This is a genomic window from Rufibacter aurantiacus (genome assembly GCF_017916345.1).
GTDB lineage: Bacteria > Bacteroidota > Bacteroidia > Cytophagales > Hymenobacteraceae > Nibribacter > Nibribacter roseolus.
Genome location: NZ_JAFMSV010000002.1, coordinates 943,923 through 969,964 on the forward strand (window position 1 = coordinate 943,923; position 26,042 = coordinate 969,964).

Below are 26,042 nucleotides of genomic sequence, written 5' to 3' on the forward strand. Positions count from 1 at the left end.
TCCATGGATCAGATTTAGGGTAGACCCAAAATGATTATGTTCGTACGTCAACTTTGCTTTTGCTTCTTTCTTTCCATGACTGTATTCTCCACCGGCTGCCAGTCATCCTCAGATTCAGCCCAACCTGCCGCTGTTATAACCCAGAAAATGGTGCTGGAGGGCGTTCCCTCGGCCTCGGGCATTGAGCGCGCGGGCGACCAATACTACGTCATCGGGGATGATTCGCCGTACCTGTTCTGTCTCAATGAGCAGTTTAAGGTGGTGCAGAAAGTGTCTTTGCTGGAGGCGAAATCAATGGTGGGCGGCCGCATCCCCAAACCCGTGAAACCAGACCTGGAGGCCATTACCTCAGTGATGCTGGAAGGGCAGCCGTACCTGTTCATTGTAGGCTCGGGCGCTACCAGCATGCGTAATGTCGGCTATCTAGTCCCCATCACCCGGCAGGGCGCGGGTAAACCGGTACAGGTACCCCTGGAAAAACTCTACGATCAGCTGCGCCAGAACAAAGCCATCACCGGCGATGCCGCCCTCAACATTGAAGGTCTCTCAGCCGATGAGGAATACCTGTACCTGCTGCAGCGTTTTGCGCCGGGCGGCCATAATGTGCTCATCACCTACACGCTGTCGTCTATCACGTCTTTCCTGCGCGGCAGAGGCGAGGCACCCCAACCATCTGCCATCCAGCCCTGGGTCCTACCCGATTTGGCCCAGATCAAAACCGGCTTCTCGGGTCTGGCGACCGGATTGGGTGGCAGGCTCTTGTTCACGGCCTCCGCCGAGGAAACGCCCAACGCCGTGCTGGACGGGGAAGTCTATGGTAGCCTGGTAGGCTGGCTCAAAGCCCACCCTAAGGGTTCTGCCCAGGCCACCGTACCGCAGACCGTGGTCCCCGTGAAAGAGAAAGACGGCAGCATCCTTAAAAGCAAGATTGAATCTATCTGTATTATAGACGAACACCGCCACCACCTGGAAGCCGTGGCCGTGGCCGATAATGACGACGGTTCCTCAGAATTGGTGTTGCTCACCTTCAACTGGTAAAATCAGCACAAATAAAAAGGCCTGCGGAGAAAATACCGCAGGCCTTTTTATTGGCAAAATTCAGAAGAAAGGCTTGAGAAAGTACGCCTCAGCTGGATAGCTTCAGGAGGAACCCTCTCCTACCCCCTCTTAGGTGGGGAATCAAGAATGGTAGGCTTATCTCTATCAAAAGGCAACATACCTCTGATTTCTTGATATTACCTCAGCCTAACGCGAAGCTTTTTCCAGTACACCGTGTTGCCAGTTTTTACTTCCACCAGGTACGTGCCGGTTTTCAATTTGCCTATGTTCATGGGAGGTGCCAGGGTATTGTCTCCCTTAGGGATGACGGTGGTGTATAATACTTTCCCCGCATAATTGGTGAGCTCCAGTACACCGTCCTCGGGGATCTCCTGCTGGAAAGAAAGCATGAAAATATCGTTCTTTTTGTCCTGGGGAAACAGGTCTATGCCGGATAAAGTCTCACGACGGACAGGTGCCTCTTTACCAGCAGCAACCTTGGCCACCGGAGCGGTTTTCTGCAAAGCAATAGGTTTATTTGGGGTTTGCGCCGAGGCACTAGACAACATTAAAATCCCTGCCACTAACAGGGCACCAAATGCGTTAAATTTCATTTCCATACGGGATAGATTGTGAGGTTCATTTTATGCCGCTGCGGCGGCAAAATCCGTATTACATATACCGTTCCAAAAATGAGGCCTCCCAAAAAAATTTAATCCAAGAGTTTCTTCTTCGCCTCCGGCAAGGCCTGTCGCGCCCATAGCTGGTGCATCAATCCGCTATAGTGCAATCCATCAGGTGCCAGTAGTTGCGGCGATTCTTTCACGGCCAAAGTCATGTCATAAATATCTATAACGGTAATACCTGCTACAACCGTCTCCGCTTTGATCACGTCATTGAACTTTTTGATCTGCGCCGTAATGTACGCCCGGTCCCAGCCCGAAGCATAAGGCGTGGCACCCCAGTCTGGGATGGTAAGCACCAGCACATTTTTAGGGTCATTTTGCGCCAGCTTGGTACTCAGCGCCAACAACTCTTTGAACTGCATCCTGAACTCCTCCAGGCTGCGGTTCTGGTATTGGTTATTCACCCCAATCATAAGCGAGACTAACCCGAAATCTCCGTCAAACTTCTCAGACTTCACGCGCTGCAGGAGATTGGCAGTGGTCCAACCAGTCTGCGCAATGATGCGCGGCTCGCCCACCTTCACCCCTTCCGCCCCCAGCATATTAGCCAAATAAACCGGCCACCGCTCCGTAGCCGCCACACCCTGCCCGATGGTATAAGAATCGCCCAAGGCCAAGTAAGCGGTGGAAGCAGAAGGTGAACTCGGGATTTTAGGAGTTGGCGTATTTTCAACTTCCTCCTTATCTGAAGACGAGCAGCCCGCCAAAAACAGAATACCCGCGAAAAACAACACTAACCTAGAGAGAAAATGCATAACGGTAGAATTGATTACCAGAAGCAGAACCACCCGCCTCCTACCTCATCTACGCAACAGCCTGCTTCTTTGGATTGTTCAACTTGGGATAGGACGCCGGGATACGCAGTTATGGTTATTGGTGATAACACCAACAACGGCGAGTGACATTTGGAGGTGAGAGGCAAGACAAATGTAGGGGCGGCTCTTGTGGGTGCCTTTTGCGGTAGTATCTGTTATTCCCGGTAGCTTCTGGTTATTGCGGAGGACCCGCTGGAGACAAGGCATGCCTTGTCTCTACATTCAAAAACCGGTGAGAAAAAGATAAGAACGGCAGCAATCCCAATCCGTCCGCAAGGACGATGCAGGCATTGCAGCGGCTCTAGAACCAAGGCAGGCTCATGCAGGTCGCCGGAGGTTGGGCGCGTGCGTAACCCAACCTCCGACGAGCCCAGGCAGTGGCTACTCAAGTGGCAGTGGCGTAAGTTCACTATGCAATAAATAGCGGCAGCGGGGTGTCACAGAGAATGAAGAAAAGACTGTCTGAGCGGCAGCGAGTTTCTTTTCTTCTTGATTCTTTTGGTTACTTTTCTCATCAAGGAGAAAAGTGACAAACGCCCGCAGGCCGCGGCTGCAGCCAAAAAGTTAGAGGGAATGCCATAGGAAGTAATTCCGTAAAGTGGGTTTGAGGCTCACGCCTCACTGAAGTTGCAAACTTCAGCCAATATAGGTCCAAGTCGCAGACTTGAACCAGGAAGATGGGTTTTGCAAACTGCAGCCCATGATAGGTCCAAGTCACAGACTTGAACCAGGATAGAAAATTTCAAGCACTCTTTGTTTCAGCATTATTCTCCGGAAAAGACGCCAAAAACTCTTGGCGGGCTTGCTCCAGGGCGGTCATCAGGCGGGTGCGTTGCTCCAGCAGGCTGTGCAGCACGGTTGTACGCCTGGAAAACAACGAGAAGAAAATCCAGTTGCGGCGCGCTATCTGGATGCGGTGCCAATAGTGCAGCACAAAGAAACCGGTCACAGGCAAAGCCACCAAATACGCCACCAAGGCCCAACCCGAAAACCCCAGCCAGGCATGCACTGCCCAACCAATCAGTGCATAGAAGATGGGGAAGGTGAACATGCCAATGGTCATCATGATGGGCGCGTAGAACTCAATGTCTTTGGTGAGCATGCGGGCAATTTTGGCGGGCAAGAGGTATGGCAGGTAGTTGTGCACCACCCCGAAAAGGTAGAAAGGAAACCCAAGGAACAGGTAAAGGATGGTTTGCACGGTGCCCCAGGCCACCTCCCGGCGCTTGGGAATGCGCTTGAAGGCATCGGGTACCAGGCCTACGCTCTCCAGGTGCTGAAGGTAGTTTTGCAGTTCGGCGCGCAGGTAATGGATGCGTTCGGGTTGGCGGGCCTCAAAGTATTTAATGCTCTGCAGAATGCCTTTGGTGATGAGGAACCGCTCCTGGGGCTCAGACGGGGCCAGGTCCAGTTCTTTTACCAGTTGGTCCTGGTACACGGCTTCCACCTGGCGGGCAAGGGCGTCTTCTTCGTCGGTTTCAGTGTGGATGACCAGGGACTCCAGGCGAGCCTTTATCTCATCGGTGAGGGCGTGCGACGCTTTGAAGGGGTCATCGGCGTAAGCCGCCTGGAAATCTTTGACGTGGATGGGCTCGCCCACGTTCACAAACACATCGCTGCGGAAACGGGACGGGTCTGAGTAGTTCACGCCTACCGGAATAATGCGCAATCCCAGGTTGAAATCGTGCTGGGCCTCGGCACCCAGACCTATGCGGGCGGTACCAGTCTTCAACGGACGCAGGCGGCGCTGCATGAAACTATTCCCCTCGGGGAAAACCATGAGCGTGCCGCCTTTGCCCAGAAATTCGTAGCATTTGGCAAAAGTGGCATCGTTCTGGGCGGTGCCGCTGTCGCCTACGTCCTCGCGGCGGTACACCGGAATCATGAACAGTCTATGGAAAAGCCACCCCTGGATGCCCGGTTTAAAGAAACTGCTCTTGGCCAGGAAGTAGATATTCTGCTTCATGAGTGAGGCCGTCACAATAGGGTCCATGAGCGTGTTGGGGTGGTTGGAGACGACTATGAGAGGCCCATCAGCGAACAGCAAGTGCCGGTTATTCACCGTGAAACGCCTGAAGAAAACGCGCAACGCTATCCTGAAAAGGGTCTTAAGCAGAAAGTACAGCATAGAGGCTCTGGATTAGGGAAGGAAGCTACGCATTTTCAAATCTATTTCAGAAAAAGGGCCTTAAAATAGCTCAGCTGCGCCGATGGATTCCGGTACTTCGGGCGTTTACGGGCTGTTTTACGGGAAGTATGCCTACAGCAGGTTTATCCTGAGAACTTTCTTTCAGGCGGGCAGAAGGTCACAGAACCAGAAGCCGGTGTCATAGGGTGCCGGCTTCTCCGCGAAGCACTCGTCTTCCTGCGTCTGGGCAGCGGGGGCGTAGCTTCTGAACACTACCTCACCCAACTGCACCGGCACCGGCTGGCGAAAATTGGGCCCGTCATAGACAAAGGAATGGTACTCACCATTCTCGCCGCAGGGGTCTACGTGGGCGGGCAGGTCCCGCACGAAAGCCTCATCCAGGTCATGGCCGGCGAAGGAGGCATCCAGGTGCAGGCCGTTCACGCAGACTACTTTGGCCTTGAAACCCGCACGCCAGAACTCCTCCAGCAAAGCCGTGGGCTGCTCGCCCCACAACGGAAAAGCTGCTTCAACCCCCACCTGCGCCAATTGCTCCTCCCGGTACTGCCGCAGATCCTCCAGGTAAATATCCCCGAAGATGCCATGCGTTACGCCATCGGTTTTGAACTGGGTCCAGGCCTGGGCCATGGCCTGGTTGTAGAGCGGCATGCTGACACCCTCGGACAGGTAAAGCGGTTGCCATGGTAAACCCAGAGCGGCTGCCTGCGCCTGCATGAGTTCCTCGCGTACGCCGTGCATGGTCACGCGTCCGTGGGCCTGGCTTACCGTGGTGAAGAGGGCATGCAGGGAAAAAGTTTGCGCCTGCTGTATCCGGTGCAAAGCCAGGGCGGAGTCTTTGCCGCCGCTCCAGTTAAAGATGGCAAGGGGTTTCATGCCCGTAAGGTACTGCTTCTGACGGGCCGTTTTCAAGGTATTTTGCTAAAATCGGGTTCAAAACGGAAGGCTCTTGACACAGGGTGCTGGCAATCAATAGACTACGAGCAGACTGCATCGTTCTTTAGGAATAGTGCTAAACAGGTGCAGAAGAATTATGAAAAAGCGACATTCCTTGTTTGGAAATAACTAAATTTGGAGAGCAAGCAGAAAAACTGCTCCCCCTCTAGCTACATGCATACGAACCGAAGATGACAATGACTTTCTTTGAGGAAATAAACAGTGATTTCTCTACCGGGGTGGCCTTTAAGAACGTCAACCTCAAGAAGAAAGTCATTTCTTATTTCGCCAACACGGGGAACGCCACCATTGCCGAGCTGAGCAAGGAACTGAACGTGAGCGTGCCCAAAATCACCAGCCTGCTCAATGACCTCATCCAAGACGGCCTGGTGCAGGACCACGGCAAAGTAGACTCCACGGGGGGCCGCAAACCCAACGTCTACGGCTTGGCGCCCGAGTCTGCCTTTTTTCTGGGCATTGACGTGAAAACCTCCCACATCAACATCGGCCTCACCGATTTCCAGAAGAACCTTATCTCAGATTTCGAGAGCTACCCTTATAAGCTGGCCAACGACAAAGAATCACTGGACGAACTGTGCCACATCATCAACAACTTCATCTCTGAGTTGCCCATTCCTAAGGAGAAGATCCTGGGCATAGGCATTAACCTCTCGGGTCGTATCAACTACGCCAAAGGTTATAACTACAACCTCTTTGACTTCCATGATGCGCCGCTGAGCAAGATCATTGAGAAGGAGATCGGCATTAAGGTGTTCCTGGAGAACGATTCCCGGGCCATGGCTTACGGCGAGTTCTGCTCGGGCGTGGTAGAGGGCGAGAAAGACGTATTGTTCCTGAACCTGGACTACGGCATTGGCATGGGCATGATCCTGAACAACCAGCTGTACTACGGCAAATCTGGCTATTCTGGTGAGTTTGGCCACATTCCGCTGTACCAGAACGAGAAGATGTGCAAGTGCGGCAAGAAAGGCTGCCTGGAAACCGAAGCCTCGGGCTGGGCTCTGATTGAGATGTTCCGGGAAAGCATGCTGGCCGGCGCCTCCACCGTCATTACCCAGAACAACATCCAACCGGAGGACCTGCAACTGGAGGATATCATCAATGCCGCCCACAACGACGATGTGCTGGCCATAGAACTCATCGCTAAGATTGGTGACAAGATAGGCCGCGGCATTGCGCTGCTCATCAACGTCTTCAACCCCGAGTTGGTGGTACTGGGTGGCAGCCTGGCTTCTACCGAGGACTACATCCTGCTGCCCATCAAAAGCGCCATCAAACGCTACTCCCTGAGCCTGGTGAACAATGACACGCAACTCAAAGTCTCCAAACTGGGCGAGAAAGCCGGCGTAATCGGGGCCTGCCTGCTGGTGCGTCATCGGTACCTGGCACTGGAGCATAATTAAGCTCTATTTAATCGCTCTAATGTCTGAGGCATAAGGTCCGCGCTGGCGCGAGCCTCCGGCTCGTGTCCGCACGCATTTTAAAACACCGTTTTGTCATCCTGAAAGGATCTTGGGAACAAGCGGTAGTAGCGTTTCTTCAACGCCTTTTCAGTTCGCCCACAAGATCTTTCCAAGATGACAAACAGGAGGAGTGCTGTCAATTAGAATGGAGGGGAATGCCTGAACTCTGAAACCAGGAAGCAGAAGAGGATCTGCAATACGTGCGTACACGAGCGGGTCCAGATTGCATGCTTCTATCAAACAGAAAAGCCTTGTTTCAGCCCTGATTTTGAATAAACAGGGCTAAAACAAGGCTTGTTATCTTTCTGAAGTTCTTTCTAAATTATTACCATGCCGAGGAGGCCCATAGCCACAGGTACTCGGCTACTTTCCAGAGGCCCCAAAGCAGCAGCCCGAATAAGATCAGGAAAGCGATGAGCACGCCTATGATGAAACCGGTGCCTTTGCCTTGGTACTTGCCTTCCTGGTAGTGGCGGCGCAGCAGGTTCACGTTTCTCTGGTTTGCCTTGTACCCGAAGTCAAAGAGCCAGCCCACAATAGGGATACTTCCTATCACGGCATCCAGGAAAATATTGAACAGCATTCTTACCACCAGCGCCCGGCTGGCTCCGTGCTTGGCCATGGTCATGACCAGCACCCCAGACATGGCAAAGGAGGAAAGATCGCCTACCACGGGCAATAAACCCATGATGGGGTCTAACCCGAACCGGAATTTGGTGCCCGGCAGCACAAATTGGTTATCCAGTAGCCTGGAGATAGACTCTACCCACTTCAGGCGTTCATCAACGGGTGTAACGGGCGGGGTTGTCTGCATGGTTTTGGGGATTTCTCCTTCATACGCAGAAACAGGCAGTAAGATTAGTTTTAGCTTTGGCGCTGCAGCATGCCCTCCAGCCGGGCCTTTACATCGGGCCACTCGCGGTCAATGACACTGAGAATTACAGAATCGCGTACGCGGCCGTCTGAAGTGACCATGTGGTTGCGCAGAATGCCTTCCTCGCGGGCCCCTATGCGGCGCATGGCCTGCCGGGATCGCTCATTCAATACATCGGTTTTCAGGGTCACCCTAATGCAGCCCAGGTCTTCAAAGGCGTGCCGAAGCAACAGGTACTTGGCCTCGGTATTCACGCCGGTGCGCTGCCAGGCCGGCACCAGCCAGGTCCAGCCAATTTCCAGGCCCTTGTTGGCCACGTCAATGTTCCCGAAACGGGTACTGCCCATGAGTTCGCCGGTGGTGGGATGCTGGTAGACAAATGGAAGGGCCGTGCCCGCTTCCTGGGCTTTGAGGGCAGCCTGCACGTAAGCCGCCATGTCCTCTAGGGTACGCAGTACGTTCAGGCTCAAACGCCAAAGGTCTTCCTCCAGACCAACCCGGCACAGTTCCGGGATATCGCTTTCCTGCAGGGGCCGGAGTATCACATGCTTGCCTTTGAGGGTAACCGGTGCGGGAGTTTTCATAGCCAGCTTCTTCTGGTGAGTTCTAAAAGCCAAGATAACAGACTTTGGGTAAACCTTCCCCTTTTGCTGCCCAGAAAGTCGCTTTCTTGCCTCCTGTGGTGTCTCCAGGGATAGCTTCTCCTTTTGTCATCCCTTCCCTCCTACTGTCATCTTGGAAAGATCTTGTGGGTGAACTGGAAAAGCGTTGTTGTAAATGCCACTGTCGTTCGCCCACAAGATCCTTTCAGGATGACGATAGAAAAGATGCAAACAAAACAGCCCCTAAACGGATTTCCGTTTAGGGGCTGTTTTCAGGAAAATAAGATCAGAATTGCTTAGAGCGCACCTTCAGCGGCGCTTCCGCCTTGCAGGAACGGGTAGCGGTAATCTACCGGCGGCACAAACGTTTCTTTGATGGTACGGGCGCTGGTCCAACGCAGCAGGTTCAGCATGGAACCGGCTTTGTCGTTGGTGCCTGAGGCGCGGGAACCGCCAAATGGCTGCTGCCCTACCACGGCACCGGTAGGTTTGTCGTTGATGTAGAAGTTACCGGCTGCGTGGCTCAGTTTCTTTGTGGCCAGCTCAACTGCGTAACGGTCATTGGAGAAAATAGCACCCGTCAATCCGTAAGGAGAGGTTGTATCTACAATCTCCAGAATCTCTTCAAACTTATCGGCATCATAGACGTGCAGCGTAAGTACCGGTCCGAAGAGCTCTTCGCACATGGTCACGTACTGCGGGTCCTGCGCCACAATCAGGGTTGGCTCCACAAAGTAGCCTTTTGTTTTATCAAAGTTACCTCCGGCGATGATTTCTACCTGGTCATCGTTTTTGGCGGCATCAATGTACTTGGCCAGTTTATCAAAGGATTTCTCATCGATCACGGCGTTGATGAAGTTGCCGAAGTCCTCTGGGTCACCCATTTTCAGGGATTTCAGGTCTTCCACCACGTGCTGCTTCACCTCTTCCCAGATGTTGCTAGGAATGTACGCGCGCGAGGCGGCAGAGCATTTCTGCCCCTGGTACTCAAACGCGCCGCGGGTAATGGCCACGGCCACTTCTTTGGCGTGCGCCGATTTGTGCGCCACAATAAAGTCTTTGCCTCCGGTCTCCCCCACGATGCGCGGATAACCACGGTAAGAGTTGATGTTCTCGCCAATGGTTTTCCAGATGTTGTTGAACACGCCGGTGCTGCCGGTAAAGTGGATACCCGCGAACTGGCGGTGCTTGAAGATGACATCGCCGGCCTCAGGACCGTCTACGTACACCAGGTTGATCACGCCATCTGGCAAGCCAGCAGCTTTGAACAGCTCCATGATCACGTGGGCCGAGTACACCTGGGTGTTGGCTGGTTTCCATACCACCACGTTGCCCATCATGGCCGGAGCGGCGCACAGGTTAGCAGCAATGGAAGTGAAGTTGAACGGCGTTAAGGCGAACACGAAACCTTCCAGCGGACGGTGCTCCAGACGGTTCCACATGCCCGGCATTGACTCCGGCTGCATTTTGTAGATATCCGTCATGTACTTCACGTTGAACCGGAAGAAGTCAATCATCTCGCAGGCGGCGTCAATCTCGGCCTGGAAGGCGTTCTTGGACTGACCCAGCATGGTGGCGGCGTTCATGCGTGCCCGGAAAGGTCCGGCCAGCAGATCAGCGGCTTTCAGGAAGATGGCGGCGCGGCTTTCCCAAGGCATGTGGGCCCACTGCTCGCGGGCGGCCAGAGCGGCGTCAATAGCCTGCTGCACGTGGCTGGCGTTACCGTAATGGTAATTCCCGATCACGCGTTTGTGGTCGTGTGGAGGAGTTACGGGCATTAGGTTGCCGGTGCGCACTTCTTCGCTCCCAATGTACATGGGAATATCCAATTGCTGCTCGCGCAGCGTATTATAGGCATTGAGTAGTTCTTCTCTTTCTTTGCTGCCGGGCGCGTAGCTCTTTACGGGCTCGTTTACCGGGATGGGGACATTAAAAAATCCGTTGGCCATATTGGGTATTGGTTTTTAAATTCAGGTAATGAGATAAGCAAAGGTAGGGGTTTAGAGTAAAAAAGGCTAACCCATGGTAGCCAATGGGTTTATGGGCTTTTTACCCCAACGGTTCCTCTTTCTAACGTTAATTTTCTCTGTAATGGCACCCAAAGACCTTTTCTCCGCCCAGTCGGGTCTATACAAGAAGTTCAGGCCCACGTACCCGCCAGAACTCTACCAGCAACTGCGCTCCCTGCTGCAAACGCACGAACTGGCCTGGGACTGCGGCACCGGCAACGGACAGGTAGCCGCGGAACTGGCCAAGTTCTTCACCCATGTACACGCCACCGATATCAGCGAGCAGCAGCTTTCCAAAGCATCTGCCTCAGACCGCATCACCTACCACCTGATGCCGGCAGAGCACACCACTTTCCCGGATAATTCTTTTGACCTGATCACCGTGGGCCAGGCCGTGCATTGGTTTGACTTTGAGAAGTTCTACCAGGAGGTGAACCGGGTAGCAAAGCCAGGTGCTATTCTGGCCCTCTGGGGATACGGCGTGCTTTCCATCTCGCCGGAGGTAGATGCCCTATTCAACCATTTCTACTCAGGCACGGTGGGCCCATACTGGGATTTTGAGCGGCGCTACGTTGACGAAGGCTATACCACCATTCCGTTCCCCTTTCAGGAAGAACCCGCTTTCACCGGCGCCATCACCGCTCAATGGGCCTTACCTGATTTTGAAGGTTACCTCAATTCCTGGTCCAGTGTGCAGTCCTACATCCGGAAGAATGGCGAAAACCCGGTGAATGGCTTTATGGAACAGGTGAAGGAAGTCTGGCCTGAAAACGAGACCAAGGAAGTGCGGTTCCCCGTCTTCAGCCGGATAGGAAGGATAAAGAAATAAGCCTGTTTAAAGCCTGATTTCAGAAAATCGGACCTTAAACAGGCTTATGTGATTCTTGGTTTGGTTAATCACGCAGGGCCTGGAGCTTTCGCCTTTTTATTGTTATCACCAACAACCTAACCCGCGCTGAAAACAATAAGGCCAACCACAAGGGATTGCCCCTACAAGTTCTTGCCAAAAGACTCAGAACTCAGGACTGTCTTCTAGACATCAAACAAAAAAAACGGCATGGCGAAGCCGGCTTTCTGCAGGATGGGTTTGGCTACGTTGTAGACCTTTACTCCTTTGGGAGTCTCGCCTTCCAGAGTGCCCACGTGGGCGTGCCCGTGAAAGCAGGCCAGCACGTTCTGGCGGTCCAGGGGCTCTGCCAGGCGCGAGCAGCCTAAGAACGGGTGGATGGCTTCGGGTTCCCCTTCTACCGTGGCTTTGATGGGGGCGTAGTGCAGCACGGCAATCTTCTTTACGCCGGGGTACTCAGTATCCAGGCGCGAGAGACCGGCCTCCAGCTTTAGGGCTTCGTCTACGGCTTCCTGCACGAAGGCTTTGTTGCTCAACTCGCCAAACATGGAAAGCATGTACTTGTCAAAACCGCCGCCAAAACCTTTGACCCCCGCAAAGCCCACGTTCTTCACTACCACGGCGTCGCCGTCCAGGAAATGCACATTGTCACGGACAAGGCAGTTGCGGATGGCATCATGCTCGTCTTTGTCATGGTCGTGGTTTCCCAGCACGCAGACCACCGGAATGGTGCAGGCCCGCATTTCCTCCGCCAGTACCTCGGCCTCCTTCGCGTAGCCATGGTCAGTGAGATCGCCGCATAAGAGCAGGATCTCGGCCTGTTCAGAGGCGGCTTTGAAAAAATCCACCCACTTGCCTTTGTCGGTCTCCCGCACGTGGATATCGCCCACGGCGGCAATCCTTACCGGCTTTTGGGCCCCAGGAGTGGGACTGGGCTGATCAGTGGCTTGGGGCTGTAACGGTTGAACGGGCTGCGGCGCAATGAAGGTCTGCGGTTGTTGTTCCATGCTTGATTTGATTTTAGACGCTAGACATTAGATGTTAGACATCTTGTTTGAGCCATAGAATACGTGCGAAGATTAGCTGATGGTTTAAAACCGCTTTACCTTCTCCCTTTCTTACTGAAAATCAAACATCTATTTTCAAACATCTACTATCTTGTTAAATGGTCATGATGGTCATGGCTTTGAAACCCCACTCGGTAACGGCCGGGGCGTACTGGGTCTGGTCTATGAGCAGACCGCGGCACACTTTTTCCGTTGGCGGTGGCATGTCAAACTGCTCTTTGGCGCGCAGCAACAGCTCATCAAACAGCCAGCGCGGAATGATGTCTCTCTCAGAGGGGTACACGAACTGGAAAGACAGTAACTGCATGAGTACCAGTTGCCAGTGCTGCTCCAGGGTCTGCAGAATGCGCTCCCAATCCATGTGCTCGCCGTGGCGCAGAATAAGGTGGTTCAGGTCTGAGCCATCGTAGCGCTCGCGGTTCTGCACGTAGATTTTGCAGCGGAACAGGTCCTCGGCGGAGATGTATTTGACAGGCACCCCAAACTCCGTTCCGTCCGGAGCCCTCCGGAACCAGCCGTCATTCACGGGCATGTTGTTGCCGGGGTTGTTGAAGATGAAGTCTACGTATTTGCCTTCTTTATAGGCCTTAGCCAGCCAACGGGCATCCACCAGCTCGGTCTTGAAACCCTCGTCATTGAAGATCTTGAGCAAACGCGGACAGTCTCCGGCCTTACAGAATACGTCCATGTCTTTCATGGCACGCTGCATGCCCGTGTACTGTCTGAGGGCAAAACCGCCGCCCATTAAGAAAGGCAGTCCGCTTTCGTGCAGCATTTTAAGGGCTTGCGGGTAAAATTCCTGGGCCACCTCTGGGGCCATATCATCCAATTCCATAGTATTATCAGTGCTGAAAGGTTCAAAGATGCCCGCCTGCTTAGGCGCTCCGCCCACTACCCTGCTCACAGGTAGCCAGAAGCCGACCTTATGATAGAAACAGTGGGTATAGCATTTACTGAATCCTTTGAAAAATGTTATCTCCCCGGCACCACAACTGACCAGAAAGCGGGAAATCTCTGTTTTTAAGCCTTTTTATAAAAAGCGGCTCCTAAACTTCCCGCTTGCGGTTAGGGCAAGCCTGCGTAAGTTTGGGCTTTAAACCAACGCAGGAACACGTGATGTCTGGAAATAAATTGAAATATACCTTGGTGGCGGTCTTTGCCGCGCTCATGGTCTGGTTTGTCAAGGATGCCTTCACCCAGCCCGGCGTGCAGGACCTCTCCGGCGATTTTGAGGAAGTAGCCATCTACCGGAACGAGAACAACACCGGCCCTATCCAGCGCATCTACGCCGTCACCGTCTCAGACAGCCTCTGGGACCAGATGCAACAGTACGGCGATTTCATGCCCCACACCAAATACGGCAACACCAAAGTCTACTTCTTCCTGGAAGGCCAGCCCGCCCCCAAAGAAGTGTTCCCCGGAGCCCAGAACTTTGACGCCCAGTTCCAGCCAAATTGCCTGGCCAGATACGAGAAAGACGCCATGGGGCAGGTGAGTCTGGTGAAGCGGCCGTTCAGGTAAAGGTTATCAAGACCGACAAATAAATTTAAGCAAGTAAATACTATTCAATCTGTTATATAGGTTTTAATAATATATAAAATATTATATACCTAAGTAATACATCATGAAAACACACATTCTTTTAGCACTATGTGTATTCACCGGCTCAACAATCAGCTTTGCCCAGCAACAACCAGGCACTTTTCAGCTTGGGCTTCTTGCTGGCCCTAACTATAGCCATTTAGGAGAAAGTATCCTTTTTGCTTCCAACCAATTAGAACATAAAGGCAAGATTGCTTTGATTGGAGCCTTTGGCGTTTCTTCAAAGTATCAGTTTGAGAAATTCTATCTTGCAACCAACTTCCTGTTTGAAAATAAAAGATCTGCCACAACCTTTACAAATTACCCTAATAATTTACCAAACGAACCTGCTGAGGAGTTTCTATTCAAAGAAAATCGCCGCTACCTATCCATCCCAATTCTAATTGGCATAAACCTAAAGGAAACGGGCTTGTTTCTGAATACCGGCCCTAACTTAGGTATACTACTTAAACACACTTACAGAGGCGATGGAGTAAGATATTCTTCGTACTCAGATGCAAAGAACTTAAGCCTTGGTCTTTCCCTGGGTCTCGGATATGCTCGTGCCATCTCATCTCAAATAGGCTTAAGTTGTGAAATGAGGCATAACTTCAATCTACATGACAGCAACAAATCTTTAAGAGATGGTAAAATCAACACTTCCAATCTGCTCTTTGGGATTCATTATTCTTTAGCGGATAAGTAGGTCAATTTTATGTTTCCGGCCTCCTTTCCTTAAAACAGGCCAGAAACATCATACCCTTTGCACTAAACCAAGAACCTTCCTGCCCTGCCCAGATTCGGTTTCGCAATCGGTTTAGAAACCTTTAACTTTGTAGAGCGATGGAGAATTTTGTTGTATCTGCTAGGAAATACCGCCCAACTACGTTCGATAGCGTGGTGGGGCAGCACCATATTACCACTACTTTAAAGAACGCGATCAGCAGTAACCACCTGGCGCAGGCGTTCCTGTTCTGCGGCCCCCGGGGCGTGGGCAAGACCACCTGCGCACGTATTCTGGCCAAGACCATCAACTGCCAGAACATTACGCCGGAGATAGAGGCCTGCAACGTTTGTGATTCCTGCAAAAGCTTCAATAACAACAGCTCATTCAACGTGCACGAGCTGGATGCCGCGTCCAACAACTCGGTAGAAGACATTAGAAACCTGGTGGAGCAGGTGCGGTATGCGCCGCAGACGGGCAAGTACAAAATCTACATCATAGATGAGGTGCACATGCTCTCCAACTCGGCCTTCAACGCGTTTCTGAAGACCCTGGAGGAGCCGCCGGCCTACGCCATTTTCATTCTGGCTACCACCGAGCGCCACAAAATCATCCCTACCATTCTCTCGCGCTGCCAGATTTTTGACTTCAACCGCATCCGGATTGAGGACATGGTGCAGCACCTGGGCCGCATTGCCGCCAAAGAGGAAATCCAAGCCGATGACGATGCCCTGCACCTGATCTCGCAGAAAGCCGATGGTGCCCTGCGCGATGCCTTGTCTATCTTCGACCAGATGGTGACCTTCTCGGGTCATCACCTTACTTACAAGGCTACCGTGCAGAACCTGCACATCCTGGACTACGACTATTACTTCCGCCTCACGGAATACCTGCTTACCCAGAACCTGAGCGGCGCCCTGCTGCTTTATGACGAAATCCTGAAAAACGGCTTTGATTCACACAACTTCGTGCTGGGCATTGGCGAGCATTTCAGAAGCTTATTGGTGTGCAAAGACACCGTCACGATACAGTTGCTGCAGGTTTCTGAGAACATCAAAGCCCAATACGCGAAGCAATCGCAGGAGGCGTCTCTGAGTTTCTTGCTTTCTGGCTTGAACCTGGTGGGAAGCTGCGACCAGAACTTCAAAGCCGCTAAGAATCAGCGGTTGCACGTGGAACTGCTGCTCATGAAACTGGCCCACCTGCCGCATGCCTTGCAGCTTGCCTCAGACCTCTCTGTGAACGGAGAGGTCAAAAAAAAAACTAATGGAAATTCCGGCGTAGCCGCGCCCAACGGTTCCGCTCCAGCCGCTGTTCCGGCTAGCCCGGCTCCGGCATCCGCTCCCGTTATTGCCCCATCGGCTCCAGCACCGGCGGCGCCGATTTCAGCCGCTTCCGCGAAAAACGGCTCAGAAACACACCACAACACCGCCCCTTCTGATATGGACGCGGGCGAGGATCCGGTGTTTGACACCTACCCTAGTCAGGCACCTTCTCCGGTACCGTCTATGGCACCGCCCATGCCCGCACCGGCTCCGGCAGCCCCAGCCCGGCCCATTGCTTCTCCCCTGGCCAGCCGCAAACTATCCAAGCTGCCTAGCCTGAAGAACATTGAGGAGAAAGTAGCGGCCTCGGCGGCACCCGCGGTAGAGGTACTGGAAGAGGAGAACGAGGCTTACGTGCCCGGCTCCCTGCCCACCATCAACCAACACAAACTGCAACAGCTCTGGCAACAGTACGTGGATCGCGTGAAACACACCGACCGCACCCTGGAGTACACCATCCTGAACCGCGAGTGGTACTTTGACGCCGAGAAGGCCGAGGTGCATTTACAAGTGGAGAATGAGGTACAGGTAGCCGAGTTCAACAGCTTCAAACCGGAATTTCTTTTATACCTGCGCCAAGCGTTAGGCCACAACCGCTTGCAGGTGCATATTGACGTGGTACAGCAGGAGAACGCCCGCAAGCTCTACACCTCGCAGGACAAGTACAACTACCTGGCAGATCTATATCCGGCCCTCAAAGACCTGAAAAACCGCCTGGGCCTGGATACCGATTTCTAACTTTCTGCTTTCTTTAAACCTGCGGGGCTACTTATGCGTCTCACAGGTCTGTACCCACTTGTGCCTATGCGCCACCTCCTAGACCGTAAAACCGATTCCTTTTTTGGGCCCCTCAGTTACCTGGGGTACGCCCTGCTGTTAGTTGGCCTGGTCTTAGGTAGCAGCCCCTGGTGGCGCACCGATGCGGTAGACACAATACAGATGCTCTCAGTGGGTGCGCTGCTGCTCCTGCTGGGCGTGCTCTTCAAATTCACTTTCCACGGTTTTCAGCTCGATCTCCAGCACCGCCGCGTACGGGAGTACCTGAGCATGTTCGGCCTTAAAACCGGTAAATGGGCACCTCTCCCTAGCTTCAGGCTTGTGCGGCTCACCTCTCACCTCAGAACCGCCGAGGACCACGACCATGATCACGGCCACACCCATGATCACGAACCCGCTGCGCCGGTCCTATGGTACACTATCGGGCTCTACTCCCAATCCCAGGAACCAGACTACGAACTCCGCACCGATAGCGCCGAGGAGGCCCAGAAAACCCTCCACCTCCTTTCCAGCCAACTAGGCATCCCCGCCGAAAACACCCTCACCTCTCCTGCTTCCCGGTTGTGATATCTGCTTCCGGGCTGTTTTCTGCAAAATGGGCTTGAAATGGAACACTGATAACAATTAAGAGGCATGTGAACTCACCCCTACCCCTCCTTGGAGGTTAATTCTGGGAATGCACCAGCCTCTGCCCCGCCACCATTACCATCTGCTCTAAAGACTTCGCAGCGGCTGGAGGTCCTGCAAATGGCAATTGCAGCTGCTGCCTGTTTGATAAAACCTCAGGTTGCCTTTCAGGGAATCATTGCTTGATGCGGAGGACACGTTGGAGACAAGGCATGCCTTGTCTCTACATTTCAAGGACGATGAGAACGCGTGAATCAGCAGGTGTAAACATCCTCACTCCCTCCTTCGAAGGAGGAATCTTTGACAATTATAAAATTAGATAAAGGCATAGAGCGGCAGGCAAGCAGGAAAAGTGTGCTTTTGAGGCTAACGCCTCACGGCCTTGCAAACTGCCGGTCATGGTGGGTCCAAGTCATAGACTTGAACCATGTCATAAATAGAAGACCTCACAGGTTTTCAAAACCTGTGAGTTTGGGGCGTTCCTGCAAACGTATTTCCTTTTCCAGCCTTTCGGTGGAGCGCCTTGTCAGGTTCCGGTGCCGAAGGCATTGCGACTGAAAGGAGCAAAGGAAGCTGGCGCAGCGCGAGGCCGGAAGGCGGGGCCTCGCGGCCGTGAGCGCTCGGAGCCCTGCCATGCAACAACCCAGCCCATGCACCCACGCAAACACCAGCGCCACGCCAGCTATTGCAGACTACGTGTACACAAGAAAAAGCATTTAACGGCAAAGCAGATGGCCACAAAAGAAAACTGCTTTATCTGTACTTCTCCTGTAAATCAAAGCGTTATAAAGAATATCATAAACTCCCCCGGTTTTCCTATATTTGACTACTATCTATCAGATAAATTCCACCTGACGTGAAAAAAAGATTTATTGCTTTTTCCCTCATGGGAGCGGTGCTGTTTGCCCAGTGCAAGACCAGTACGCCAACCCAAACCACCGCCATGGTCACCGAAACTCCGGCAGCGGAGACCAAGAAAGAGTTCACCTACACCACCGTGCCCAATGATCCGCTGAAAGCGCGCATCTACAAACTGGACAACGGCCTCACGGTGTACCTGACCAGGTACGACAATGCGCCCCGTATCCAGACTTACATCGCGGTACGCGCGGGCAGCAAAAACGATCCTGCCAACGCCACCGGTTTGGCGCACTACCTGGAGCACATGGCCTTCAAAGGATCCACCCGCTTAGGAACCATCAATTGGGAAAAGGAGAAAGAGGAACTAGCCAAGATTGAGGCGCTGTATGAGCAGTACCGCACCCAGAAAGACCCGGCTGTACGCAAGAAAACCTACCACCAGATAGACTCCATCTCGGGCGTAGCGGCCAAATACGCCGTGCCGAACGAGTACGACAAACTGGTAGCGGCCATGGGCATGAAGAACTCCAACGCCAGCACCTGGGTAGAGCAGACCATTTATTACGGCGACATCCCCAGCAACCAGGTAGACAAATGGGCCATGCTGGAGTCTGAGCGCCTGGGCGTGATGATCCCGCGCTTGTTCCACACCGAGTTGGAGGCCGTGTACGAGGAGAAAAACCGCTCGCTGGACTCTGACAACAACAAGGCGTTTGAGGCGGCGTTTGCGGCTTTGTTCCCCACGCACCAGTACGGCGCCCAGACCACCATCGGGACGGTGGAGCACCTGAAAAACCCGTCCATTACCGAGATTAAGAAGTATTTCGATAAATATTACGTGCCCAACAACATGGCCATTGCCATGAGCGGCGACCTGGACTTTGATCAGACAATCAGGACCATCAATGAGCACTTCGGGAGATGGCAGCAGAAAGCCGACCCTACCTATACCCCGCCGCAGGAGAAGCCGATCACCGCTCCTGTGGTAAAGGAGATTCTGGGTCCGGAGGCCGAGAGCCTACTGCTGGCGTACCGTTTTCCGGGCATCAAATCAAAGGACGCCATCGTGTTGCGCATGATCAACCAGATTCTGAGCAACGGTCAGGCTGGTCTCATTGACCTGAACATCAACCAGAAGCAGGCCGCGTTGGGCGCTGGTTCTTTCGCCGAGGTCTACAATGATTACAGCGCGCACTTCCTGAGTGCCAATCCGCGCCAAGGGCAAACGCTGGACCAGGTGAAGAACCTGTTGCTGCAGCAGATTGAATTGGTGAAGAAAGGCCAGTTTGAGGACTGGTTGATTCCGGCCATCGTGAACAAGAACAAGATCAGCAAGATGCAAGCCTACGAGAGCAACGCGGCCCGCGCCACTGCTTTTGTTGATGCCTTCATCGCGCGCCAGGACTGGGCCGATTACCTGAAACAGGAGGAGAATTTTGAGAAGATCACGAAGCAGGATGTAATGGACGTGGCCAACCGCTACTACGGAAACAACTACGCCGTGATTTACAAGCGAACCGGCCAGGACCCCAATGCCCAGAAAGTGGAGAAACCCACCATCACGCCGGTACCGGCTAACCGCGAGGCTCAGTCTGAGTTCTACAAGCAGGTGGCCAGTCGCACCGTTTCTGACCTGCAGCCGCAGTTTGTGGACTACAAGAAAGACATCCAGGAAGGCACTTTGAAAAGCAATATCCCGGTGTACTACACCAAAAATCAGGAAAACGGCCTATTCAACCTGTTCTACATCCTGGACATGGGCACGAACAACGACCTGAAACTGGGTTTGGCCGTGGATTACCTCCAGTACCTAGGCACCGACAAATACACCGCCGAGGAACTGCAGAAGGAGTTCTTCAAGATTGGTTGCTCTTTTGGCGTTTCCTCAGGTCAGGACCAGGTGTATGTTTCCCTCACCGGTTTGGACGCGAACCTGGAGAAAGGCCTGCAGTTATTTGAAAGCCTCCTGCAGAACCCCAAAGCTGATCCTAAGGCTCTGAGCGACATGGTGGCCGGTATCCTGAAAGACCGCAAAGACGCCAAACTGGACAAGAACACCATCCACAGCGTGGCCATGGTGAACTACGCCAAGTACGGCCCTAAGAACCCGTTCACGCACATCCTGAGCGAGCAGGAACTGAAGAAAGTAAAACCCGCCGAGCTGATTTCGCGCATCAAGAGCATTCCTACCTACCAGCACCGCGTGCTGTACTACGGCCCCAGAGAGTTGCAGGCCATTACGGCTACTTTGAACACCGGCCACATTGTACCGGCTACCCTGAAACCTGTCCCGGCGGAGAATGCCTTCAAAGAACTGGAGATCAAAGACCGTAAGGTGTACTGGACCAATTATGACATGGTGCAAGCCGAGCTACTGTTTTTGACCAAGTCTTTGAATTACGACCCTAAATTGGTGCCTACCATCAGGCTGTACAATGAGTACTTTGACGGCGGTATGGGCGCCATCGTATTCCAGGAACTGCGCGAATCCCGTGCCTTGGCGTACTCGGCCAGCTCACGGTTTGCCAACGCCAGCCGCAAAGACCGCGCAAACTATATCATGTCATACATCGGGACGCAGAGCGACAAACTACCCGAGGCCATGGCCGGTATGCAGGAATTGTTGAACGATCTGCCCTTGGCCGAGACCAACTTCACCAACGCCAAAGCCTCGGTGCGCAACAGCATCGCGACGGAGCGCATCAATAAGGTGGGCATTCTCATGAACTATGAGCAGGCCCGCAAACTGGGCGTGGACCATGACCTTCGCCGCGACATCTACGAGAGCCTGGATGCCCTCACTCTGGACCAGATCAAAGCGTTCCAGCAGCAGTTTGTGAAAGGCCAGAACCAAACCATTCTGGTCATCGGGTCAAAAGATAGACTGAACTTCAAGGAACTGGCCAAGTACGGCACTGTGAAGCAGTTAACCTTAAAGGAGCTGTTTGGGTACTAGGGTGTAGTGATTAGTTGTTAGTTAATAGTAATTAGTTTAGAAGAAGGAGCGACCTTGCGGCCGCTCCTTCTTTGTTTTTGGGCTGTTTCCAATAAAACAGGCCAAAATCGAGTTAGCAATCCGCAGGAAAACTAAGCGAATACTCCTCAATACCCCGTTGTGCTTCTTTCCCGGAGCAGCACCATTCCGGAAAAATGACACCACTCAGGCAACCGCAGCCTTCTATATAGCATCTACAACATATTAACCTTCTGCCGGGGCTTCATATAGAACCGGTTGACCTACAACTTATCTAAACAACTAATTCTATGATGCTTAAAAGAACTTTGCTGCTGCTGTTTTTCCTGGGGAATATGGCGCTGGCCAATGCACAGCAAACCCAAATGGTGAATGTGGGGAACCACTCCCTGGAAATGGTACAGGCAGGCGCGGGAGAGTACACCGTCATTTTTGAATCGGGCTTTGGGACAGCGTATAAAGTATGGGGCAACGTAGCCTCTGAGGTGATGCAAACCAACCGGGTGCTGCTGTACTCCAGGGCCGGAACCGGCAACTCGGAACCTAACCCCAATCCGCATACCCTGGAACAGGCGGTGCAGGACTTTGAAACTCTTGTGGAAAAGGCCAATCTCAAAGCACCCTTCATTCTGGTAGGTCATTCCTACGGAGCCTTTATTATTCGTGCCTTCGCGGCAAAGCACCCGGACCAAGTGAAGGGGTTTGTATTTGTGGATCCGGCGCATGAGAAAATGATGCAGGAACTGAAAAAGGCAGACTATGCCAAAGCGATGAAAGACATAGAGCTGCAGAACAGCTTTGTGCCTGCCAAGTTCAAGCAGGAGAACGAAGCCATCAACCAGATTTTCGAGAAAGCCGAGCTACCCCATTTCGGGAAGCTGCCCCAAGTGCCGGCCGTGGTGCTGACCTCGGTTCAGAAACGAGCGACCCCGGAGTTGTTCCTGCACGAGCCCCAGGGCGTGGAAGTATGGCGGAACCTGCACAACGCGTTCTTCAGTCAGTTTACCAGTGGCGCGCATGTCATCACCTCCAGTAGCGGCCACAACATACACCGCGAAGAGCCGGAACTGGTGGTGAACGCAATTAACCAGGTGGTACAGGCCGCCACCAAGGAAAAGCAGCGGCAGGAACACGAAGCGAAAATGGCGGCCCTGGAAGCGAGCATGAAGCAGGCGGCCGCTCTCCTGAAACAACGCAAAGCACCGAAGGCCGAGGCGGTGGTGTTTGAGGCGCTGAAGAACTCCGGGTTCAAGGAACCCATGATCAACACCATTGCCTACCAGCAGCTCAATAGTCCAGATCACATCGCCCTGGCCCTGCTGACGTTCAAATACAACACCGTTCAGAATCCGCAATCGGCTAACGCGTTTGACAGCTACGGGGAAGCTTTGCTGAAGCAGGGAAACCTCAAACTGGCAGAACAACAGTTCCAGAAAGCCATTGCACTTGCTACCTCGGCAAACGACTCCTCCACGCTCAAAAACAGCAAGAACAACCTGGAGAAAATCAACCAGCTGAAGCAGACGAAATGATGGAAGGTGTCCTGGTCCGGGCAAACCTTGCTCTGGGAAGATAGCGCCCTTTCATCCTGCCGGATGACGTCGTTGCAGTGCAACGACGCTACATATTGGTGTAGCGACGTTACACTGTAACGACGTACGCATTCCGGCAGAACGCAGGTTTCCGGGCTGCTTTCACCAAAAAAGGTAAAAACAACAACTTGATTTAGGAAGCAAACAGTACCAAAACATACAGGAAATTATATATAGAGTTTTCCTGCGTGTAATCGGTAAGATCAGCTTACTTTTGAATATCAATCCTTAAACAACTTTTAACCATCCTTCCGTTTCTCCCCCCACCTCTTATGAGAGTATTCCTCTTCGTTTTATTATTGCTCCCAGCGCTTAGCTTCGGGCAAGCGGCCAAGAAGGCAGATAATCAAATTACCATTGGCAACAAAGATACCTTTCACTCCGCTATTCTAAAGGAAGACCGCGAAATCTGGGTGTACGTGCCCAAATCGGGCTGGGCGGGGAGCAAGGCCAGGTTTCCGGTGATGTATTTGCTGGACGGCGAGGCTTTTTTTACATCCATGGTGGGTACGGTAGATTACCTGAGCACGGTGGTGGGCAAGATGCCAGAAATGATCATAGTAGGCATCAGAAACACAGACCGGACACGTGACCTCACGCCCACGCATTATCCATTCTGGTCCGATGGAAGGGCAACCAATGATCTAAAGACCTCGGGCGGAGGGCCAAAATTCATGGCCTTTCTGGAGAAAGAACTGATGCCCTACGTTGAAAAGCGTTACAGCACCCAGCCTTACCGTATGTTTGTGGGGCATTCCCTGGGCGGGCTAACCGTCCTTAGTGCCTTGGTCAACCAACCGACTCTTTTCAATTCTTATGTGGCTCTGGACCCAAGTCTCTGGTGGGACAAGCTATTGATCATGAGGCAAGCCGAGAAGGTCCTGACCCAGAAAGATAATGTCGGCGAAAGCCTCTTCATGGCCACGGCCAACACCATGGCCAAGGACATGGACACGGTGCGGGTTCTGCAGGATAAGGCAAACGACAACCATAGTGTGCGGGAGGCCCTCCAGTTCAGGGAAACGCTTAGAAAAAGCAGGAACCTGTCATGGACCTGGAAATTCTACCCAGAAGAAAACCACGGCTCGGTGCCACTGCCCGCCCAGCAGGACGCGTTGCGTTTCCTGTTTAAAAAATATGAAATGGCCAAAGAGCTGGATGATACCACCATCACGGTGGCGTACGTCAAAGACCACTACAAAGCGGTGTCAGCCATGATGCAGTATCCGGTGCTGCCCTCGGCAGGAGCGGTGAATGCGCTGGGCTACATTGCCTTGGAGAACAAGCGGTATGACCAAGCCTACCAGTTCTTCAAGCTGAACCTGGACAATTACCCCGCAGACGGCAACCTGCATGACTCCATGGGCGACTATTACGTGGCCATAGGCGACAAGAAGAACGCCATGGAAGCATTCAGGAAGGCCCTGTCTCTGGAGGAGGTAGCAGAAACCCGAAGGAAGTTAAAAAGCCTGGAAGCCGGTCAGTAGGGTTGGGGCACAAAGCTTGGTTTATAAAAGAGGGAGCGGCCACTAGTCGCTCCCTCTTCGTTTTGGGGCTGTTTTTAAGAAAACAGGACTAAAACGCTGGTGCAGATCTCCTTAGGAAGAAATGGGGTTTATACTTAATTGTCTTTTTCAGGGGAACATCAAGGCACCAGGATCGTTAGACCTAATTCGTATTTACTTTTTAGCGCGGCAGGTACTCCGTTAGGGGCAGTGGTTTATTGTACCATACCAACCTGCTGCGGCTGGCTTAACTTATGTTTACCTACCTTTAAACAACAAACCGGTTGCTGTGCTTTCTTCGGCTCATCCCGGGCAAGAAAGCACGACCTTCCTTTTACCATCTCCGGATGAACAATCATACGCTTACATGAAAAGTACCAACTCTTCCCCCCTCTTCAAACTGAGCCTGATTTCCCTTTTACTAGGCGGTTTCAGCATTGGCATGACCGAGTTCCTGATGATGGGTATTCTGCCCGATATGTCCAGGGCCATTAACATTTCTATTCCGGAAGCGGGTCACCTCATCTCTATTTACGCCCTGGGCGTGGTGATTGGCGCGCCTTTGATGGTAGGCCTCACCTCCAATATGCCGCCCAAGAAAGTGTTGATTGGACTGATGCTGATGGTGGGCATCTTCAACGGCTTGTTTGCCCTGATGAGCAGTTATCCCTTGCTCATGGCTACCCGGCTCCTGGCTGGTCTGCCGCACGGCGCGTTCTTTGGCATAGGCGCGGTGGTGGCGAGCAAATTAGCCGAGCCAGGCCGCGAGGCAAGAGCGGTCTCCGTGATGTTTGCGGGGCTTACGGTGGCCAATATCATTGGGGTGCCGTTGGGAACCTTCATCGGGCACAACTATAGCTGGCGGTTTTCCTTTGCCTTGATTGCGGCGGTGGCCTTGGTAGCGGCGTTCGCGGTGAAGGTTTGGATGCCTTTGGTGAAATCAGAATCGGATACCAGCTTCCTCAAGAGCCTCAACATTTTCCGGCACAAGGAGCTGTGGTACATCATCGGCATCTCCACCATTGGCACCGGCGGCTTTTTTGCCTGGATCAGTTACATCGCCCCGCTCATGACCGAGGTAGCCGGGTTCAGCAATAACGTCATGACCATTATCATGGTGGTAGCGGGCCTGGGCATGGTGGTAGGCAATTTCGTGGGCGGTCGGCTGGCCGACCGGTTCTCGCCGTTGACCACCACTACCCTCCTGTTGGTGAGCATGGTGGCAGCTCTCTTCCTTATGGTCGCTTTGGTCCAGTTCAAACCTACCGCCATAATGATGACGTTTCTCATCGGGGCCATTGGTTTTGGGATGATCGCGCCCATGCAGATGCTCATTGTGCAGCAGGCCAAAGGGGCCGAAATGCTGGCTTCTTCCCTGCTGCAGGCTACTTCTAACATGGGCAACGCGTTGGGGGCTTTCCTGGGTGGCTTGCCCATTGCCGCCGGTTTCGGGTATACGTCTCCGGAGTACGTGGGCGCCGCGCTGGCGTTTACCGGGGTGCTGTTCTGCCTGCTGCTGGTAGCGGCATATAGACAAAAAGCCAGAAAACTGGCCATCGCGTAAACTCTTAA

Annotated in this window: 20 protein-coding genes; 11 read left to right on the forward strand and 9 right to left on the reverse strand. The window is 53.0% G+C overall.

Going from position 1 to position 26,042, the window contains the following annotated elements:
* The first annotated feature begins 36 nt into the window (after positions 1–36).
* On the forward strand, positions 37–1,038 hold the full coding sequence (locus tag J3P34_RS09175) for a DUF6929 family protein (RefSeq protein WP_210488057.1): 1,002 nt from the start codon (positions 37–39) through the stop codon (positions 1,036–1,038).
* 197 nt (positions 1,039–1,235) lie between these two features.
* Here J3P34_RS09175 and J3P34_RS09180 read toward each other — a convergent pair whose 3' ends face one another.
* From J3P34_RS09180 to J3P34_RS09195, 4 genes are all read right to left on the reverse strand, one after another.
* The gene (locus J3P34_RS09180) at positions 1,236–1,652 is read right to left on the reverse strand and encodes a T9SS type A sorting domain-containing protein (protein WP_210488059.1); all 417 of its coding nucleotides are present in this window, start codon (positions 1,650–1,652) and stop codon (positions 1,236–1,238) included.
* Positions 1,653–1,750: 98 nt separating this feature from the next.
* On the reverse strand, positions 1,751–2,479 hold the full coding sequence (locus J3P34_RS09185; protein WP_210488062.1) for an SGNH/GDSL hydrolase family protein: 729 nt from the start codon (positions 2,477–2,479) through the stop codon (positions 1,751–1,753).
* 802 nt (positions 2,480–3,281) lie between these two features.
* The gene (locus J3P34_RS09190) at positions 3,282–4,667 is read right to left on the reverse strand and encodes a lysophospholipid acyltransferase family protein (RefSeq protein ID WP_210488064.1); all 1,386 of its coding nucleotides are present in this window, start codon (positions 4,665–4,667) and stop codon (positions 3,282–3,284) included.
* 162 nt (positions 4,668–4,829) lie between these two features.
* On the reverse strand, positions 4,830–5,597 hold the full coding sequence (locus J3P34_RS09195; RefSeq protein ID WP_246853626.1) for an adenine nucleotide alpha hydrolase: 768 nt from the start codon (positions 5,595–5,597) through the stop codon (positions 4,830–4,832).
* Positions 5,598–5,812: 215 nt separating this feature from the next.
* On the opposite strand from J3P34_RS09195, the gene J3P34_RS09200 reads away from it, so the two are divergent.
* Positions 5,813–7,045, forward strand: a complete 1,233-nt coding sequence (locus J3P34_RS09200; protein ID WP_246853628.1) for an ROK family transcriptional regulator — start codon at positions 5,813–5,815, stop codon at positions 7,043–7,045.
* A 385-nt stretch (positions 7,046–7,430) separates the two neighbouring features.
* Here J3P34_RS09200 and J3P34_RS09205 read toward each other — a convergent pair whose 3' ends face one another.
* The 3 genes from J3P34_RS09205 to pruA all read right to left on the reverse strand — a co-directional run bounded on the left by J3P34_RS09205 (position 7,431) and on the right by pruA (position 10,530).
* Positions 7,431–7,919 (reverse strand): DUF4112 domain-containing protein, encoded by a 489-nt coding sequence (locus J3P34_RS09205; protein ID WP_210463389.1) that lies wholly within the window; start codon positions 7,917–7,919, stop codon positions 7,431–7,433.
* Positions 7,920–7,969: 50 nt separating this feature from the next.
* A complete protein-coding gene (locus J3P34_RS09210) occupies positions 7,970–8,563 on the reverse strand; it encodes a GNAT family N-acetyltransferase (RefSeq protein ID WP_210488067.1) in 594 nt (197 codons plus the stop codon).
* Between the two features lie 314 nt (positions 8,564–8,877).
* The gene (pruA, locus tag J3P34_RS09215) at positions 8,878–10,530 is read right to left on the reverse strand and encodes an L-glutamate gamma-semialdehyde dehydrogenase (protein WP_210488068.1); all 1,653 of its coding nucleotides are present in this window, start codon (positions 10,528–10,530) and stop codon (positions 8,878–8,880) included.
* Between the two features lie 142 nt (positions 10,531–10,672).
* On the opposite strand from pruA, the gene J3P34_RS09220 reads away from it, so the two are divergent.
* A complete protein-coding gene (locus tag J3P34_RS09220; RefSeq protein WP_210488069.1) occupies positions 10,673–11,419 on the forward strand; it encodes a class I SAM-dependent methyltransferase in 747 nt (248 codons plus the stop codon).
* 203 nt (positions 11,420–11,622) lie between these two features.
* Here J3P34_RS09220 and J3P34_RS09225 read toward each other — a convergent pair whose 3' ends face one another.
* Together J3P34_RS09225 and J3P34_RS09230 are read right to left on the reverse strand one after the other, a co-directional pair.
* Positions 11,623–12,444, reverse strand: a complete 822-nt coding sequence (locus tag J3P34_RS09225; protein WP_210488070.1) for a metallophosphoesterase family protein — start codon at positions 12,442–12,444, stop codon at positions 11,623–11,625.
* Between the two features lie 154 nt (positions 12,445–12,598).
* Positions 12,599–13,408, reverse strand: a complete 810-nt coding sequence (locus J3P34_RS09230) for a nucleotidyltransferase (RefSeq protein WP_345890342.1) — start codon at positions 13,406–13,408, stop codon at positions 12,599–12,601.
* Between the two features lie 182 nt (positions 13,409–13,590).
* On the opposite strand from J3P34_RS09230, the gene J3P34_RS09235 reads away from it, so the two are divergent.
* The 8 genes from J3P34_RS09235 to J3P34_RS09270 all read left to right on the forward strand — a co-directional run bounded on the left by J3P34_RS09235 (position 13,591) and on the right by J3P34_RS09270 (position 26,034).
* A complete protein-coding gene (locus J3P34_RS09235) occupies positions 13,591–14,025 on the forward strand; it encodes a hypothetical protein (RefSeq protein ID WP_345890343.1) in 435 nt (144 codons plus the stop codon).
* Between the two features lie 103 nt (positions 14,026–14,128).
* Entirely contained in the window at positions 14,129–14,791 is a 663-nt protein-coding gene (locus J3P34_RS09240; RefSeq protein ID WP_210463383.1) for an outer membrane beta-barrel protein, read from the forward strand.
* Between the two features lie 137 nt (positions 14,792–14,928).
* On the forward strand, positions 14,929–16,872 hold the full coding sequence (locus tag J3P34_RS09245) for a DNA polymerase III subunit gamma/tau (RefSeq protein WP_210488071.1): 1,944 nt from the start codon (positions 14,929–14,931) through the stop codon (positions 16,870–16,872).
* Between the two features lie 66 nt (positions 16,873–16,938).
* On the forward strand, positions 16,939–17,478 hold the full coding sequence (locus J3P34_RS09250; RefSeq protein ID WP_210488072.1) for a hypothetical protein: 540 nt from the start codon (positions 16,939–16,941) through the stop codon (positions 17,476–17,478).
* 916 nt (positions 17,479–18,394) lie between these two features.
* Positions 18,395–21,355 carry a M16 family metallopeptidase gene (locus J3P34_RS09255; protein ID WP_345890344.1) on the forward strand — a complete coding sequence of 987 codons (2,961 nt, stop codon included), beginning with the start codon at positions 18,395–18,397 and terminating at the stop codon, positions 21,353–21,355.
* Positions 21,356–21,663: 308 nt separating this feature from the next.
* The gene (locus tag J3P34_RS09260) at positions 21,664–22,905 is read left to right on the forward strand and encodes an alpha/beta fold hydrolase (protein ID WP_210488073.1); all 1,242 of its coding nucleotides are present in this window, start codon (positions 21,664–21,666) and stop codon (positions 22,903–22,905) included.
* 332 nt (positions 22,906–23,237) lie between these two features.
* A complete protein-coding gene (locus tag J3P34_RS09265) occupies positions 23,238–24,452 on the forward strand; it encodes an alpha/beta hydrolase-fold protein (protein WP_210488074.1) in 1,215 nt (404 codons plus the stop codon).
* 385 nt (positions 24,453–24,837) lie between these two features.
* Positions 24,838–26,034, forward strand: a complete 1,197-nt coding sequence (locus tag J3P34_RS09270) for an MFS transporter (protein ID WP_210488077.1) — start codon at positions 24,838–24,840, stop codon at positions 26,032–26,034.
* The last annotated feature ends 8 nt before the right edge of the window (positions 26,035–26,042 follow it).

Coding starts and splice junctions, on each gene's coding strand:
- J3P34_RS09260 (WP_210488073.1), top strand. CDS start 21,664: ATGATGCTTAAAAGAACTTTGCTGCTGCTGTTTTTCCTGGGGAATATG.
- J3P34_RS09250 (WP_210488072.1), top strand. CDS start 16,939: ATGCGCCACCTCCTAGACCGTAAAACCGATTCCTTTTTTGGGCCCCTC.
- J3P34_RS09210 (WP_210488067.1), bottom strand. CDS start 8,563: ATGAAAACTCCCGCACCGGTTACCCTCAAAGGCAAGCATGTGATACTC.
- J3P34_RS09245 (WP_210488071.1), top strand. CDS start 14,929: ATGGAGAATTTTGTTGTATCTGCTAGGAAATACCGCCCAACTACGTTC.
- J3P34_RS09220 (WP_210488069.1), top strand. CDS start 10,673: ATGGCACCCAAAGACCTTTTCTCCGCCCAGTCGGGTCTATACAAGAAG.
- J3P34_RS09180 (WP_210488059.1), bottom strand. CDS start 1,652: ATGAAATTTAACGCATTTGGTGCCCTGTTAGTGGCAGGGATTTTAATG.
- J3P34_RS09185 (WP_210488062.1), bottom strand. CDS start 2,479: ATGCATTTTCTCTCTAGGTTAGTGTTGTTTTTCGCGGGTATTCTGTTT.
- J3P34_RS09265 (WP_210488074.1), top strand. CDS start 23,238: ATGAGAGTATTCCTCTTCGTTTTATTATTGCTCCCAGCGCTTAGCTTC.
- J3P34_RS09225 (WP_210488070.1), bottom strand. CDS start 12,444: ATGGAACAACAACCGCAGACCTTCATTGCGCCGCAGCCCGTTCAACCG.
- J3P34_RS09175 (WP_210488057.1), top strand. CDS start 37: ATGTTCGTACGTCAACTTTGCTTTTGCTTCTTTCTTTCCATGACTGTA.
- pruA (WP_210488068.1), bottom strand. CDS start 10,530: ATGGCCAACGGATTTTTTAATGTCCCCATCCCGGTAAACGAGCCCGTA.
- J3P34_RS09190 (WP_210488064.1), bottom strand. CDS start 4,667: ATGCTGTACTTTCTGCTTAAGACCCTTTTCAGGATAGCGTTGCGCGTT.
- J3P34_RS09270 (WP_210488077.1), top strand. CDS start 24,838: ATGAAAAGTACCAACTCTTCCCCCCTCTTCAAACTGAGCCTGATTTCC.
- J3P34_RS09200 (WP_246853628.1), top strand. CDS start 5,813: ATGACAATGACTTTCTTTGAGGAAATAAACAGTGATTTCTCTACCGGG.
- J3P34_RS09240 (WP_210463383.1), top strand. CDS start 14,129: ATGAAAACACACATTCTTTTAGCACTATGTGTATTCACCGGCTCAACA.
- J3P34_RS09205 (WP_210463389.1), bottom strand. CDS start 7,919: ATGCAGACAACCCCGCCCGTTACACCCGTTGATGAACGCCTGAAGTGG.